Annotated in this window: 12 protein-coding genes; 6 read left to right on the forward strand and 6 right to left on the reverse strand. The window is 64.9% G+C overall.

Translation table 11 applies throughout. The features are described 5' to 3' along the window. Positions 1 to 18: 18 nt before the first annotated feature. The 3 genes from NGM15_RS05330 to purD form a co-directional block, all read right to left on the reverse strand. Positions 19 to 771 (reverse strand): acyltransferase, encoded by a 753-nt coding sequence (locus NGM15_RS05330; RefSeq protein ID WP_253436249.1) that lies wholly within the window; start codon positions 769 to 771, stop codon positions 19 to 21. A gap of 91 nt (positions 772 to 862) precedes the next feature. After that, on the reverse strand, positions 863 to 1,102 hold the full coding sequence (locus NGM15_RS05335; RefSeq protein ID WP_253436252.1) for a PRC-barrel domain containing protein: 240 nt from the start codon (positions 1,100 to 1,102) through the stop codon (positions 863 to 865). A gap of 72 nt (positions 1,103 to 1,174) precedes the next feature. Next, complete coding sequence (gene purD / locus NGM15_RS05340; RefSeq protein ID WP_253436254.1) at positions 1,175 to 2,575, reverse strand: phosphoribosylamine--glycine ligase; 1,401 nt, start codon at positions 2,573 to 2,575, stop codon at positions 1,175 to 1,177. Between the two features lie 177 nt (positions 2,576 to 2,752). On the opposite strand from purD, the gene thyA reads away from it, so the two are divergent. The 4 genes from thyA to NGM15_RS05360 all read left to right on the forward strand — a co-directional run bounded on the left by thyA (position 2,753) and on the right by NGM15_RS05360 (position 9,584). Next, the gene (thyA, locus tag NGM15_RS05345; protein ID WP_253436257.1) at positions 2,753 to 3,811 is read left to right on the forward strand and encodes a thymidylate synthase; all 1,059 of its coding nucleotides are present in this window, start codon (positions 2,753 to 2,755) and stop codon (positions 3,809 to 3,811) included. Continuing rightward, entirely contained in the window at positions 3,808 to 4,356 is a 549-nt protein-coding gene (locus tag NGM15_RS05350; RefSeq protein ID WP_253436260.1) for a dihydrofolate reductase, read from the forward strand. Before thyA ends, NGM15_RS05350 begins: the two co-directional genes overlap by 4 nt. Positions 4,357 to 4,559: 203 nt before the next feature. Further along, a complete protein-coding gene (gene acnA / locus NGM15_RS05355) occupies positions 4,560 to 7,298 on the forward strand; it encodes an aconitate hydratase AcnA (protein ID WP_253436263.1) in 2,739 nt (912 codons plus the stop codon). Positions 7,299 to 7,421: 123 nt separating this feature from the next. Further along, the gene (locus NGM15_RS05360; protein WP_253436266.1) at positions 7,422 to 9,584 is read left to right on the forward strand and encodes a thioredoxin domain-containing protein; all 2,163 of its coding nucleotides are present in this window, start codon (positions 7,422 to 7,424) and stop codon (positions 9,582 to 9,584) included. Between the two features lie 438 nt (positions 9,585 to 10,022). Here NGM15_RS05360 and NGM15_RS05365 read toward each other — a convergent pair whose 3' ends face one another. Beyond that, entirely contained in the window at positions 10,023 to 10,403 is a 381-nt protein-coding gene (locus NGM15_RS05365) for a TlpA family protein disulfide reductase (RefSeq protein WP_253436268.1), read from the reverse strand. Positions 10,404 to 10,526: 123 nt separating this feature from the next. Between NGM15_RS05365 and NGM15_RS05370 the strand changes: the two genes are divergently transcribed. Further along, positions 10,527 to 11,513 carry a PLP-dependent cysteine synthase family protein gene (locus tag NGM15_RS05370; protein ID WP_253436271.1) on the forward strand — a complete coding sequence of 329 codons (987 nt, stop codon included), beginning with the start codon at positions 10,527 to 10,529 and terminating at the stop codon, positions 11,511 to 11,513. An 89-nt stretch (positions 11,514 to 11,602) separates the two neighbouring features. Here the strand turns inward: NGM15_RS05370 and NGM15_RS05375 are convergent, their stop codons facing one another. Both NGM15_RS05375 and NGM15_RS05380 read right to left on the reverse strand, forming a co-directional pair. Then, positions 11,603 to 11,803, reverse strand: a complete 201-nt coding sequence (locus NGM15_RS05375; RefSeq protein WP_253436274.1) for a hypothetical protein — start codon at positions 11,801 to 11,803, stop codon at positions 11,603 to 11,605. 159 nt (positions 11,804 to 11,962) lie between these two features. Continuing rightward, a complete protein-coding gene (locus NGM15_RS05380) occupies positions 11,963 to 12,604 on the reverse strand; it encodes a DUF5804 family protein (RefSeq protein WP_253438254.1) in 642 nt (213 codons plus the stop codon). Positions 12,605 to 12,763: 159 nt separating this feature from the next. Between NGM15_RS05380 and NGM15_RS05385 the strand changes: the two genes are divergently transcribed. Then, positions 12,764 to 14,377, forward strand: coding sequence for a SufS family cysteine desulfurase (locus tag NGM15_RS05385; RefSeq protein WP_425494468.1), 1,614 nt, complete (start codon positions 12,764 to 12,766; stop codon positions 14,375 to 14,377). Positions 14,378 to 14,475 lie beyond the last annotated feature (98 nt).

Raw genomic sequence — 14,475 nt, forward strand, 5'->3', positions numbered from 1 at the left:
TGGAGACGGGATTCACGATCACTCGACAGAGTGGGGTGGGTCGTCCCGTTCTCGCGCCGTTTCCGCCTCGCTGTCGGTTTCGTCGGTGGCTGCGTCGAGTGCTCTGTCGTCGTCGACTGCGACCTCTTCGTCGCCGTCGATTGCGTCCTCGGCCTCGTCTCGCTCGCTGGATGTCGAATCCGAACCTGAATCCGAATCCAAACCCGAACCCGAATCCGAATCCGGACTCGGACTCGGACTCGGACCTGAGTCTGTCATCGTCGTCGCCGGCACCCCCGCCACGATTTCCCCCTGTGGGACATCCCGCGTCACGAGCGAGTTCGCCGCGACGCTGGCACCGGCGCCGATCTCGACCCCCGGAAGGATGATTGCCCCAGCGCCGATCATCGCCCGCTCGCCGACGACGACCTCCCCCGTTCGATACTCGTCCTGGAGGAATTCGTGACAGAGAATCGTGGCATCGTAGCCGACGATGGCGTGATCCTCGAGCGTAATGAGGTCGGGCCAGAACACGTCCGGCGTGGCCTCGAGGCCCCACGAGACGCCCTCACCGACCGTGACGCCGAGACGTCGCATGAGCCAGCGCTTGAGTTTCAGGCTCGGCGAGGTCCGAATAAGCCAGACGACGACGTAATTGATCGCCACGCGAAGGGGGTGGCGAGCGCTCGTCCAGTGGCCCAGCGAGTTCGTCGGGCCGGGCGTCGGGTGGCGGTGCACGCGGTCGTGTCTGCGTTTCTGGTCGTGCTCGGGCCTCGAAGGGTCGTCGGTCACTGACACGGCGTTCGTGCCAATCCTACAAGAAACCAACTGACGGGGGAGCAGGTCGGATTTCTGCGCCGTTACCGCCCCGGCATCTACCTGTTCAAAGTCGCCCGAGTCGAATCTCGTCGTCGCCGATGTGATCGACGTTGCTCGCGTCGAGTTCGTACGTGTCCTCGCTGGCGTCGCCCCAGCCGAGTTTGGACTTGATTGTGTCGGTCATTCCCGGATCGGGATTCACGTGTGCGGTATCGCCGTGGACGGACTCGACCATCCCGATTCGCTCGCCGTTTTCGTTCACGACTGGCTTTCCCTCGTCGTCGTCCGTGAAGCGTGCGGACATACGCCTACCTCCGCTGCTCAATCGAATATAATGCGGGCTTGAAACTGCGCGGGGGTGAGTACAGTCGCGGTTTCACTTCCCACGCAATTCGTCCATGTGGTCGATACGGCGCTGAACCAAATCGGCTTTCCCGATGTCGTGTCGCACGTGCAGGCCTTCTTCGCCAGCGTCGGCGAGCGCTTCCTCGGCGATCTCTTCTGCCTCGGCGATGGTATCCGCGAGACCGACGACGGCGAACGACCTCGAGGTCGTTGTGTAGATGCCGTCCTCCCGTTCGTCCACGTCATCTGGATTCGGTGAGTTCTGATTGTCCGAAGAGTTCCACTCTTCGACGCTGGCGTAGTAGAGTAGGGCGTCGCCTGCGTTCTCTCGCGCGTCGTCGCCGCTCGAGTCGTCCGTGGCCTGCGCTACGCGGGTTACGCTCTCCTCATCGATCTGTACTTTAGCACCGGCCTCGGGATCGGTGGGATACCCCGCAGGAACCGCGTACTTACAGACCGTGGCCTGTTCGGCGAACTCGAGGTCGGGCAACGGTTCGCGGTTTCGGGCCGACGTGAGCACGTCGAGGAAGTCGGTCTCGAGAACCGGCAGAGTGTTCATCGCCTCGGGGTCGCCGAAGCGGGCGTTGAATTCGACGACCTTCGGCCCCTCGGCGGTGAGCATGAACTGGCCGTAGAGGATGCCCTTGTAGCCCTCGAGGGCCTCGACGGTCTCCTCGATGATGTCGACGGCGGCCTCGTAGTCGGCTTCCGTCATGAAGGGCAGTTCGCGCGTCGCGTCCGAATAGCTCCCCATTCCGCCGGTGTTCGGCCCCTCGTCGCCCTCGTAGGCGCGTTTGTGGTCCTGGACCGCCGGGGCCGTGCGGACGTCGCCGTTCGCGACGAATGCCTGGACAGTGAACTCCTCGCCGATAAGTCGCTCCTCCAGGACGAGTCGATCGTAGTCGGATTCCCGGATGTACTCCTTACCCTCCTCGGCGGTCACCTGATCGCCGATGACCTTGACGCCCTTTCCGCCTGTGAGGCCGGCGGGCTTGATCACGAGATTCCCATCGTAGCGATCGACGTAGTCGCAGGCGGCCTCGCCGTCGTCGAAGGTTTCGAAATCGGGACATCCCGAGATGTCGTTTTCCCGCATGAACCGGCGCTGGAAGGCCTTGTCCGTCTCGATTCTGGCCTCGTCCTGATTCGGCCCGAAGGCGTAGACGCCCGCGTTCTCGAGTGCGTCAGCAACGCCCGCCTGGAGTGGCGCTTCCGGACCGACGATGGCGATGGTCGCGTCGACGGATCGGGCGTAGTCGACCACCGCGTCGGGATCGGTCGTCTCGAGCGTTTCGAACCCGCTCGCCAGTTCGGCGATTCCTGGATTTCGATTCCCCGCGCAAGCGTACAGGTCGGCCTCGCTGTCGGCCAGTGCGCGCGCGATGGCGTGTTCGCGCCCGCCGCCTCCGATCAGCAGTACGTGTTCGCGCATGATCGAAGTCGGTACGCAGGAACCTGTAAAGGTTGTCCTTTCTCGAGACCTGTCTGTGCATGAACGTGCCATGTGCAGAGGGGAGTCCGTCGACTGTGGGTCGGGTTACTCGATTCCGGCGAGACGATCGAGTCGGATGGACCAATGGTTATAGGCATCCGCTCGAAACCCAGTCTCATGCAACAGTACCTCGAGCTCGTCGATTCGGTGCTCTCAGGAGGAGCGTACAAACCCAACCGAACCGGCGTCGACACCATCTCCTCGTTCAGTCAGCACTACGAAATCGATCTCGCCGTGGGCTACCCGCTCCTGACGACCAAGCAGATGGACGGCTACCGCTGGAACTCGATGATCCACGAGATGTGCTGGTACCTCTCCGGCGAGGAGCACATCCGCGACCTGCGCGAGGAGACGAAGATCTGGGACGCGTGGGCAGACGATGAGGGCCAACTCGACACGGCCTACGGTCGCTTCTGGCGCCGATTTCCGATTCCCGACGACGAGAGTCGGCTCGAGGGAGAATCCTGGGCGGACGCCGCCCCCGACGACGTCACCAGCGGAGAGCCCGCCGGAAGCCAGTGGGTCACTCGTGAGGCCGACGGCCGCCAGACCTTCGACCAGCTCCAGTACGTGATCGACCAGCTCTCCGATAATCCGAACTCTCGCCGGTTGGTCGTCAACGCCTGGCACCCCGCGAACGCCGCCGTCTCGACCCTGCCGCCCTGTCACTACTCATTCGTCTTCAACGTCCAGGACGACCGACTCAACTGCCACCTCACCCAGCGCTCGGGCGACGTGGCCCTCGGGATTCCGTTCAACATCGCCGCCTACGCGCTCCTGACGAAACTCGTTGCCCAGCAGACGGGCCTCGAGGCGGGCACCTTCGGACACACCATCGTCGACGCCCACGTCTACTGTGGGACCGGCGAGCGCGGCGCGTGGTATGCGGACAATCGAGAGGCGCTGCAGGATCGGCTGGCCGAGATCGACCTCCAAGAGAACCGCAAGGACTACGCCGATGTCCGCGAGTGGCTCCTCGAAGAAGCCCCGGACGAAGCCGAGGGCGAGGAACGGTACGATCACGTCCCCAACCTGCTTCGCCAGTGCACGCGCGAGCCGCTCGAGCGCCCGCGGCTGCAACTCGCGGACGTGACGATCGACGAACTCTCGGCCGACGACGTCGAACTGGTCGACTACGAGTCCCACGACGGGCTTCGGTTCGCGGTCGCCGAATGACGGGTTCGTCGCCTGATTCCGACTCGGCCCTCGAGACCGACCTCGAACTCGTGGGCATCGTCGCCGTGGCCGAGAACGGGATCATCGGCCGCGACGGCGAGATGCCCTGGCACGTCCCCGAGGACCTGGCTCACTTCAAGCACCGGACCACGGGCCACCCGGTCATCATGGGTCGCGTGACCTACGAGGGAATCCTCGAGGGACTGGGCGAGCCCCTGCCAGGGCGGACCTCCATCGTCCTCACGAGCCGCGACCTCGAGACGCCCGAAAACGTCGTCGTCGCCCACGACCTCGAGACTGCGCTCGAGGCAGCCGAGCGCGCGGCCGAAGACCGCCACGACGGCACCGACCGGGCGTTCGTCGCGGGAGGCGCAACCGTCTACGAGCAGTTCCTACCCGCGATCGATCGGCTCGTCGTCACCGAAATTCGGGACCGCCCCGAGGGCGACACCTCCTTTCCGGAGTGGGATCGGGAGGCGTGGACCGAGGTCGAGCGCGACGACCGCGACGGCTTCTCCTTCCTGGAGTACGTCAGGCAGTCCTAAATCGCCGTCCAGGTCGTGGATTCGTACGCTGAGGGTACGCGCCGCTTCGAGTGGTGCGAAGTTCACGTCGCCGTCGAGAGAAGCGATACTCGTTTCCGACGAATCGTCGGCATTACGAGTGCTTTTCGAGCATGTTCGGCAAGATTTGCACCGGGATATCGATAGGTTCACACCCGCCCATTTCCTCAGTTTAACCAATATCGATGACGAACGATTCCACAGCCGACCCGTTCGGGGCGATTCGCGAACTCGAGCGAGACGGAGAAACGTACAAATTTGCCGACCTCACCGTGCTCGAGGAGGAAGGACTCTGTGACCTCTCGAGTCTGCCCGTCAGCATTCGCGTACTGCTCGAGTCAGTGCTCCGCAACGTCGACGGCGAGATGGTTACCGAAGACGACGTCCGAAACGCCGCATCCTGGCAACCTGACGTACCCGACGCCGAGGTGCCGTTCAGTCCCTCCCGGGTCGTCCTGCAGGACTTGACCGGTGTCCCCGCCGTGGTCGACCTCGCTGCCCTGCGCTCCGCAGCGGATCGCGCAGGCGAGGACCCCACCATCGTCGAACCCGACGTCCCCTGCGACCTCGTGATCGACCACAGCGTCCAGGTCGACTACTTCGGAAGCGAGGACGCCTACGAACAGAACGTCGAACTCGAGTACGAGCGCAACGAGGAGCGCTACCGTGCGATCAAGTGGGCCGAACAGGCCTTCGACGACTTCAACGTGGTGCCGCCAGGAACCGGCATCGTCCACCAGGTCAATCTCGAGTACCTGGGTCAGGTCGTCCACGACCGCGAGGTCGAGGGGGAGCAGTGGCTCCTGCCCGACACCCTCGTCGGCACGGACAGTCACACGCCCATGATCGGCGGCATCGGCGTCGTTGGCTGGGGCGTCGGCGGTATCGAGGCCGAAGCCGCGTTGCTCGGCCAGCCGATCACGATGACCCTGCCCGACGTCGTCGGCGTCCGCCTCTCCGGTGAACTCCCCGAGGGCGCGACGGCGACCGACCTCGTCCTCCACATCACCGAGAAGCTCCGCCAGGTCGGCGTCGTCGACAAATTCGTCGAGTTCTTCGGCCCCGGCGTCTCCCAGCTCTCGGTCGCCGACCGGGCGACCATCTCGAACATGGCGCCCGAGCAGGGTTCGACCATCTCCATGTTCCCCGTCGACGAGAAGACGCTGGACTACCTCGAGCTCACCGGTCGCGACGACGATCACATCGCGTTGGTGAAGGAGTACCTCGAGGCCCAGGGTCTCTTCGGCGATCAGGACCCCGAGTTCACCGAAGTCGTCGAATTCGATCTCGGCGAGGTCGAGCCCAGCCTCGCGGGTCACAAGAAGCCCCACGCCCGCATCCCGATGGGTGACCTGGACGAGCACTTCCCGACGTTGCTCGAGGAGGAGGGTGTAATCGACAGTGGTGTGGCGGAGAGCGACGGCGGCCTCGTCAGCGAACCCCGTCAACCCGACCTCGACGAGAAGGTCCCCGTCACCCTCGAGGACGGCACCGAGGTCGAGATTGGCCACGGTTCCGTGCTCGTGAGCGCGATCACCAGCTGTACGAACACCTCGAACCCCTCCGTGATGGTCGCCGCAGGCCTGCTCGCGCGCAACGCCGTCGAGGCCGGCCTCGATGTACCCGAGTACGTCAAGACCAGCCTCGCGCCCGGGAGTAAGGTCGTCACGGAGTACCTCGAGCAGGCAAATTTGCTCGACGACCTGGAGGAACTGGGCTACCACGTCGTCGGCTACGGCTGTACGACCTGTATCGGAAACGCCGGCCCGCTCGCCGAGCCGATCGAGGCCGCCATAGACGAGTACGACCTCTGGACGACCAGCGTCCTCTCCGGGAACCGCAACTTCGAGGCCCGTATCCACCCGAAGATTCGCGCGAACTATCTCGCTAGCCCGCCGCTCGTGGTCGCCTACGGTCTCGCTGGTAAGATGGACATCGACCTCGAGGAGGAACCCATCGGCACGAACGCCGAGGGCGAGGAAATCTACCTCGAGGACGTCTGGCCGGACCCGGAGGAGATTCGACAGACGATTCACGACAGCGTCTCCCCCGAGATGTTCGAGTCAAAGTACGCGAGCATCTTCGAGGGCGACGAGCGCTGGGAAGCCCTCGAAGCCCCCACGGGGGACGTCTACGAGTGGGACAACGACTCGACGTACATCCGCGAGCCGCCGTTCTTCCAGGACTTCCCGCTCGAGGAGCCAGGCGTCGAGGACATCGAGGGCGCGCGCGGGCTCATGATGCTCGGCGACACCGTGACGACCGACCACATCAGCCCCGCGGGGCCGTTCAGCGAGGCCCTCCCGGCGGGGCGGTGGCTGGCCGCCCAGGGCGTCGAACCCTACGAGTTCAACACCTACGGCTCGCGCCGCGGCAACCACGAGGTTATGATGCGCGGGACGTTCGCGAACGTCCGCATCCAGAACGAGATGCTCGACGGGAAGGAAGGGGGATACACCATCCACCACCCCACCGACGAAGAGGTGACCGTCTTCGAGGCATCCGAGCGCTACCGCGAGGAGGACACCCCGCTCGTCGTGATGGCCGGCATCGAACTTGGCACCGGCTCGAGCCGCGACTGGGCCGCCAAAGGCACTGACCTGCTCGGCATCCGCGCGACCATCGGCGAGAGCTACGAGCGGATCTACCGCGACAACCTCATCGGCATGGGCGTCCTGCCGCTCCAGTTCGCCGAGGGCGAGGGCTGGAAGGAACTCGGTCTCGACGGCTCGGAGTACTTCGAGATCCGGGGGCTGGAGGACGGCCTCGAGCCCAATCAGGAACTTACGGTTATCGCCGAGGCAGAAGACGGCAAGACGACCAAATTCACCGTGACCGCACAGGTCGGCACGCCCGCCGCGGTGAAGTACATCGAGAACGGCGGCGTGCTCCACCTCGTGCTGCGTCGTCTGCTGACGGAGTAAGTCCGAGCACGCTCCGCTCGACGGACACAGAAGCATCTTTTCGCAGTGATCTTCGCGGGTCCCGAATCCGCAGGCTCGAGCGGGACGCCGTGCTTTTACAGCGCCCGCGCGTAGACGACGGCAATGAGCACACCCACCGAGCGCAACCGCCTCCAGGACACAGCCAGTCCCTACCTGCGCCAGCACGCGGACAATCCGGTTAACTGGCAGCCGTGGGACGAGCAGGCCCTCGAGACGGCGAAGGAGCACGACATCCCGATATTCCTCTCGATCGGCTACTCGGCATGTCACTGGTGTCACGTCATGGCTGACGAAAGCTTCGAGGACGACGGCGTCGCCGAGTTGCTCAACGAACACTTCGTCCCGATCAAGGTCGACCGCGAGGAACGCCCGGATGTCGACAGCATCTACATGACCGTCTGCCAGCAGGTCACCGGCCGCGGCGGGTGGCCGCTGTCGGCGTGGCTCACCCCCGACGGCCGCCCGTTCTACGTCGGGACCTACTTCCCGAAAGAACCCCAGCGCGGGATGCCCGGCTTCCAGGACCTTCTCGAGAACATTGCTCACTCCTGGGAGGTCGACCGCGAGGAGATGAAAAATCGGGCGGATCAGTGGACGGCCGCCGCAAGCGACCAGCTCGAGGCCACGCCCGAACCTCCGGAGGGAGTCGAGACGCCGGGCAGCGAGTTGCTCGAGTCGGCCGCCGGGACGGCCCTCCGCGGCGTCGACGAACGACACGGCGGCTGGGGCTCGAGTGGACCGAAGTTCCCCCAGCCCGCGCGGCTCCACCTCTTGCTCCGGGCGGCCGACCGCACGGGCCAGGGGCAGTACCTCGAGGCGACGGTCAGGACCCTCGACGCGATGGCGGGCGGTGGCCTGTACGATCACGTCGGCGACGGCTTCCACCGCTACTGCGTCGACCGGGAGTGGACGGTGCCTCACTTCGAGAAGATGCTCTACGACAACGCCGAACTGACGCGAGCCTACCTGGCGGGGTACCAGGCTGTCGGCGACGAGCGCTACGCGGACGTGGCCAGGCGGACCCTCGCGTTCGTCGAACGGGAACTGACCCACGAGGACGGGGGCTTCTTCAGCACGCTCGACGCCCAGAGCGAGACCGAGGCGGGTGAGCGCGAGGAGGGCGCGTTCTACGTCTGGACGCCCGACGAGATTCGGGACGCGCTCTCGGGTCCCGATCGTTCGGAGGAAATCGACCTGAACGACGAGACCGTCGTCGACCTGGTCTGTGACCGGTACGGCGTGACGTCCGGCGGTAACTTCGAGGGCAAGACGGTGCTCACGATCTCGGCCTCGCGATCGGACCTGGTCGGCGAGTACGACCTCGAACCGTCGACGGTCGACGCGGTTCTCGAGGCCGCCCGCGATCGGTTGTTCGAGGCTCGCGAGGAGCGATCGCGGCCGAATCGGGACGAGAAGGTGCTCGCCGGTTGGAACGGCCTGATGATCGCCGCGTTCGCGGAGGCGGCGATCGTCCTCGGCGACGACGCTTATGCCGAGGCGGCCACCGAGGCGCTGGCGTTCGTTCGCGAGCACCTGTGGGACGCCGACGGCGGCACCCTGAACCGGCGGTACGAGGACGGAGAGGTCGGCATCGACGGCTACCTGGAGGACTACGCCTTTCTCGCCCGGGGGGCACTCACGTGTTACGAGGCGACGGGCGACCTCGAGCACCTGTCGTTCACTCTCGAACTGGCTCGAACGATCGAATCCGAGTTCTGGGACGGCGAGCGCGAGACGCTGTACTTCACCCCCTCGAGCGGGGAGTCGCTGGTCGCGCGGCCCCAGGAACTCACTGACGCCTCGACGCCCTCGTCGACCGGGGTTGCCGTCGAGACGCTGCTCGCGCTCGAGCACATTGCCACCGAGTCGTTCGGTGACGTCGCGGAAGCGGTCCTCGAGACTCACGCCAGCCGGATGCGCTCGAGCCCGCTCGAGTACACCTCGCTCGTGCTCGCGGCTGATCGACTCGCGACCGGTTCGCTCGAGTTGACGGTCGCCGCGGACGAGATTCCGCGGGACTGGCGGAACGAAATCGGGTCGACGTTCCTCCCGGACCGACTACTCGCCAGGCGACCGCCGACCGACGACGGACTCGAGGCCTGGCTCGACGCCCTCGACCGCTCGGAGGTACCGCCGATCTGGGCCGGACGCGAGGCGAGAGACGGCGAACCCACGCTCTACGCGTGCCGCCAGCGGACCTGCTCGCCGCCCAGCCACGACGTCGGCGAGGCGCTCGAGTGGCTACTGGGGGATCCCGAAAACTGACCACGTCGCGACCCGGGTCCGGAGGGTGAGTCAGTCGTCATCGTCGCTCGATCGTCACTTTCTTACTTTCGTTCTATCGGATATTCTCACGATATCTTATAGCTTGTATATAAAAGACGAACATTTTCATACGTGTGTCTATGACTACTATTTTTGATGGGCGAATGTTCACAAAGTATTTACCGACCGACCCGCGACTGCTGGACGAATGCCCTCATGACACTGACTACTCTCGCGGCAAACTGGATCAGGCGAACCTGGGACAGTCATCGCCAGTCGTCTCTCTACCACGAGTGCCGTCGATGCGGGACGTCACTGAGCCAACCCCACCACTCCTGCCCACAATGCGGATCGGGTGACGTCGCTGCGATTTCTTTGCGATAGGCTGTCTCGTGTCTTTCTGATAGCGTCTCAGACCGTCTCGTGTCTGGTAGCGTCTCAGGCCGTCTCGAGTGCACTTTCGAGCTGTTCTGCGAGGTACACCGATGGGGGAAGCGACTCGCTCTCGACGAACCGGGTAACTTCGGTCCCGTCGTCGTCGAGCACGACGACCGTCGGAATGTACTCGACATCGTACTCGTCGACCTTCGGCCCCTGCTTGTCCGTGTCGACGGCGAGTTCTTCGATCCGGCCGTCCGGAATTTCGGCGGCCTCGAGCGCCGCCGCGAAGTCGGGCAGGAGCGCTCGACAGTCCTTACACCAGTCGCCACCCCAGACGAGGTACGTCAAGTCCTCACGGTGGGCCGCGAGCGTGGAAACGGTGTCCTCGTAGGCGGCGCTGTCCCAGGTCGGGTTCGGTCGCATCGTCTCGAGCGTCACGCGAGATAGTTTCGACGCGAACGGCTTAACGGATTGGTTCGTGGCATCCCGTTCTATTTCGTCACCGGCACGTCCTGCCGGGGTCCGCTACGGGTTTACCGATCGAGTCCCTACCGATGGACAATGAAAGGCAGTATCCTGGACACGATCGGGTCACCGCTGGTCCAGGTCGACTCGCCCGAGGGGGCGACGGTTGCCGCCAAGATCGAGTCGTTCAACCCCGGCGGGTCGGCCAAAGATCGCCCCGCGCTCGCAATGGTCCGGGCCGCCGAACGCGATGGACGGCTCGAGCCGGGCGACCGCATTGTCGAACCGACCAGCGGCAACACGGGCATCGGCCTTGCGCTCGTCGCGGCGGCCCGTGACTACGACCTCACGATCGTGATGCCAGCCTCGAAGTCCGAGGAACGGCGCCGGATCATGGCCGCCTACGGGGCCGACCTCGAACTCGTCGAGGGCGACATGACCGACGCTCGCGAGCGTGCCGACGAACTCGAGGCCGAAGGCGCCGTCCAGTTGGGGCAATTCGAGAACGCGGCGAACCCCGAGGCACACTACCGGACGACCGGAGAGGAGATCGTCGACCAGGTCGGCGAGCGCACGGTCGACGTCTTCGTCGCCGGCGTCGGCACCGGCGGGACGCTCTCTGGCGTCGGCCGCCGACTCCGCGAGGAGTTCCCCGACGTGGACATCGTCGCCGTCGAGCCCGAGCGCAACGCCGTGCTCTCGACGGGGGTGGCCGGAAACGACGAGTTCCAGGGCATGGGTCCAGGATTCGTCAGCGACAACCTCGACACCGACCTGATCGATCGCGTGGAGACTGTCGCTCTCGAGAACGCCGAGGACGAGTGTCGCCGCCTGGCTCGTGAGGAAGGGGTCCTCGTCGGACAGTCGAGCGGTGCGACGAGTCTGGTCTCACAGAAAGTGGCTCACGAGGTGGCCGATCCCGATCTCGAGTGTCCGGAACTCCCCGACGCGTTCGACGGGCCGCTCACGCCGGCGACCCAGACCCGAACCGACGGCGGTCAGACGGAAAACGACTGCCCGCTGGTCGTCACCGTCTTCTGGGACAACGGGGAACGGTACCTCTCGACGGGGCTGTTCGACTGACGGTTCCGATTTCTGCCGGGTTGGCACCACGAACGTCGTTGCGCGCGTATTTCTCGCTTGCCCTCGAGGCGTCCGTCTCGACGGGCGACCTATGTGTCGATGTGATGGACTGCGTCTGGGGAGAGGAGTCTACCAGTGGGAAGTTCGACCCATCCGTTCGCCAGCAGTCGAACGTCCCCTTCGTGCAGGATCGTTTCCTGCTCGAGATCGCCGTACACGACCGCGTCCTGATACTCCCGTCCGAGTCCGTCGACGAGTTCCTTCCACGCTGGCTCGGTCGAGATGACCATGGAGCGTGTTTCTCGAGCAGAGTAGTGAAGGTTTGGTCGTTGTGGGTCTCCACAACGAACCGACGAGCCGACGAACCGACGAGCCGACGAACCGACGAGCCGACGAATCGATGAATCGACGAGCCGACGAGATCCGCTCGAGCGACGGATAAGCTCGAGCTATGGCGAAAATTCGGATTCGGTGAGTCGCACGATCAGTGTCTCCTCGACGTCCCTGAGGTCGTACGTGGGCATCTCCCCGTCCGTTCGGCGGACGTAGAGCGGTTCGACGAGTTTCGGCGGGCCGCCTGGCTCGGCTCCGTTGCCGGCCAGACGCGTCGTCGCCTGTGCGGGCCCGGAAATCGAGTCGTCGTCGGTCGCTCGTTCGTCTCCGCCGCCGGGTTCGTCGTTTCGTGTGTCGGTCGCACGCTGTCGATCGTCGGGCTTCCCGCCGTCACCCGTCGAAGTCTCGAGCCCCGGCGCTTCGGCTCGCTCGAGCCCGAATATCTTCAGGTGCTCGCCGGTCTCCGCGGGCTGGAGGTCGCCGTTTCGAAGGGCGACGGCGAGGTCGCGAGAGAGCCACTCGTCGTCGCTCACGCTCGGTTCCTGGATCAAGACCTCGTCGACGAACCGGACGAGGTACCACTGGAGGTCGTTACACAGCGAGACGGCGGCCCCGAGGCTCACTGTCCGAACTGACAGCGAGTTCTCGAAGGGGCGAGCCAGGTCGTACGTGGACAGGGCCTCCCGAGACGTCTCTCGAGAGAGGAGTTCGTACTGGAGTGAGACGTCGGGCGAGCCGACGAGGCAGACGCGCGTCACTGTTCGTTCGTTGGTACTGTCGTGCGTCCGGGTAATGTGGGTTTCGTCTCGGCACCCGCGTACTTTCGTCTTGGTGCCCACGTATTCTGTACCCATCTCGAACGATGCGTATTTCGACGCCGTCGCAACTACTTTAATCAATGGAGGTAATCACGAGATATGACCGATTCTGTACGATCGGACTTCCCAATCCTCGAGCGCGACGTCGACGGACAGGACCTCGTCTACCTGGACAACGCGGCGACGACCCAGACGCCGCGTCAGGTCTACGACGTGTTCGAGGAGTACTTCTCGACGTACAACGCGAACGTTCACCGCGGGATTCACACGCTGAGCCACGAGGCTTCGATCGCCTACGAACAGGCCCACGACAGACTGGCCGAGTTCGTCGGCGCCAGCGGCGGGCGTGAGGAACTCATCTTCACGAAGGGGGCTACCGAGAGTATCAACCTCGTCGCCTACGGCCTGGGGCTCAACGAACTGGGGCCCGGCGACCAGGTCGTGACGACGGAGATGGAACACCACGCCTCGGTCGTGACCTGGCAACAGGTCGCGAAGAAGACCGGTGCCGACATCGACTTCGTCCGGGTGACCGACGACGGCCACCTCGACCTCGAGCACGCCAACGAACTCATCGGTCCGGACACCGCGGTCGTCTCGGTCGTCCACGTCTCGAACGTCCTCGGGACGATCAACCCGGTCGCCAAGTTGGCCGAGATGGCCCACGAGCACGACGCCTACGTCGTCGTCGACGGCGCCCAGTCCGCACCGAACCGACCCATCGACGTCGAAGCGATGGGGGCGGACTTCTTCGCCTTCTCGGGCCACAAGATGGCTGGACCGACGGGCATCGGTGCACTCTACGGTAAGCGAGAGATTCTCGAGGAGATGGAACCATTCCTCTTCGGCGGCGAGATGATCCGTCACGTCACCTTCGAGCACTCGACCTGGAACGAACTCCCCTGGAAGTTCGAGGCGGGCACCCCGCCCATCGCGGAGGGGATCGCGCTCGCGGCCGCGGCAGACTATCTCGAGGAGATCGGGATGGACGCGATTGCCGCCCACGAGAACGACCTCGCTCAGTACGCGCTCGAGCGACTCGAGGCGCGCGAGGACGTGACGACCTACGGGCCGCCCGCGGGCGAGGAGCGATCCGGCCTGGTCGCGTTCAACGTCGACGGCGTCCACGGCCACGACCTCTCGTCGCTCCTGAACGACCGCGGGATCGCCGTCCGGGCGGGCGACCACTGCACCCAGCCGCTGCACGACGCCCTCAACATTCCTGGTTCGGTCCGGGCGTCGTTCTACGTCTACAACACGCGCGAGGAGGTCGACGCCTTGCTCGAGGCGATCGACGACGCCCGCGCGAAGTTAGACGCCTACCTGCAATCCGACCGGTACCACGACGTTCTCTACGACCACCACTGCGACCCCCGGAACGCGGGCGGTCTCGAGAACCCCGACCTCGTCAAGTCCTCCGAGGAGACCTCCTGTGGCGACGACGGGGAGTTCCACGTCGACGTCGCTCCCGACGGCACCATCGAGGCCATCGCCTTCGAGAGCGAGAGTTGCGCCGTCAGCAGCGCCGTCGCGAGCATCCTCTCGATGGAACTCGAGGGAATGACCGTCCAGGAGGTCGCCGCCATCGACGGCCTGATCGCGGACCGACTCGAGGGCCGGTACCCGGCGCTCAGACGCGATTGCGTCGAGGGCCCCGAGGACGTGATCCGAATCGCGGCCCAGGACTACCTCGAACGTGCTGGAGCCGACTGAGCGGTGCGGTTGACCACGTCGCCCCACCTCGACGACATCGACCAGCGAGCCGCTGGAGCAGACTCGAGCGAGTGACGTGAGGCTTAACCGGTCGCGGT

This window comes from Natronosalvus halobius (genome assembly GCF_024138145.1).
GTDB classification, from domain to species: Archaea; Halobacteriota; Halobacteria; order Halobacteriales; family Natrialbaceae; genus Natronosalvus; species Natronosalvus halobius.

Bases quoted from the DNA above. Each gene is read 5' to 3' on its own strand.
- acnA (WP_253436263.1), top strand. From the start codon at position 4,560: ATGACGAACGATTCCACAGCCGACCCGTTCGGGGCGATTCGCGAACTC.
- NGM15_RS05375 (WP_253436274.1), bottom strand. From the start codon at position 11,803: ATGGTCATCTCGACCGAGCCAGCGTGGAAGGAACTCGTCGACGGACTC.
- NGM15_RS05370 (WP_253436271.1), top strand. From the start codon at position 10,527: ATGAAAGGCAGTATCCTGGACACGATCGGGTCACCGCTGGTCCAGGTC.
- NGM15_RS05350 (WP_253436260.1), top strand. From the start codon at position 3,808: ATGACGGGTTCGTCGCCTGATTCCGACTCGGCCCTCGAGACCGACCTC.
- NGM15_RS05385 (WP_425494468.1), top strand. From the start codon at position 12,764: ATGACCGATTCTGTACGATCGGACTTCCCAATCCTCGAGCGCGACGTC.
- NGM15_RS05360 (WP_253436266.1), top strand. From the start codon at position 7,422: ATGAGCACACCCACCGAGCGCAACCGCCTCCAGGACACAGCCAGTCCC.
- purD (WP_253436254.1), bottom strand. From the start codon at position 2,575: ATGCGCGAACACGTACTGCTGATCGGAGGCGGCGGGCGCGAACACGCC.
- NGM15_RS05335 (WP_253436252.1), bottom strand. From the start codon at position 1,102: ATGTCCGCACGCTTCACGGACGACGACGAGGGAAAGCCAGTCGTGAAC.
- thyA (WP_253436257.1), top strand. From the start codon at position 2,753: ATGCAACAGTACCTCGAGCTCGTCGATTCGGTGCTCTCAGGAGGAGCG.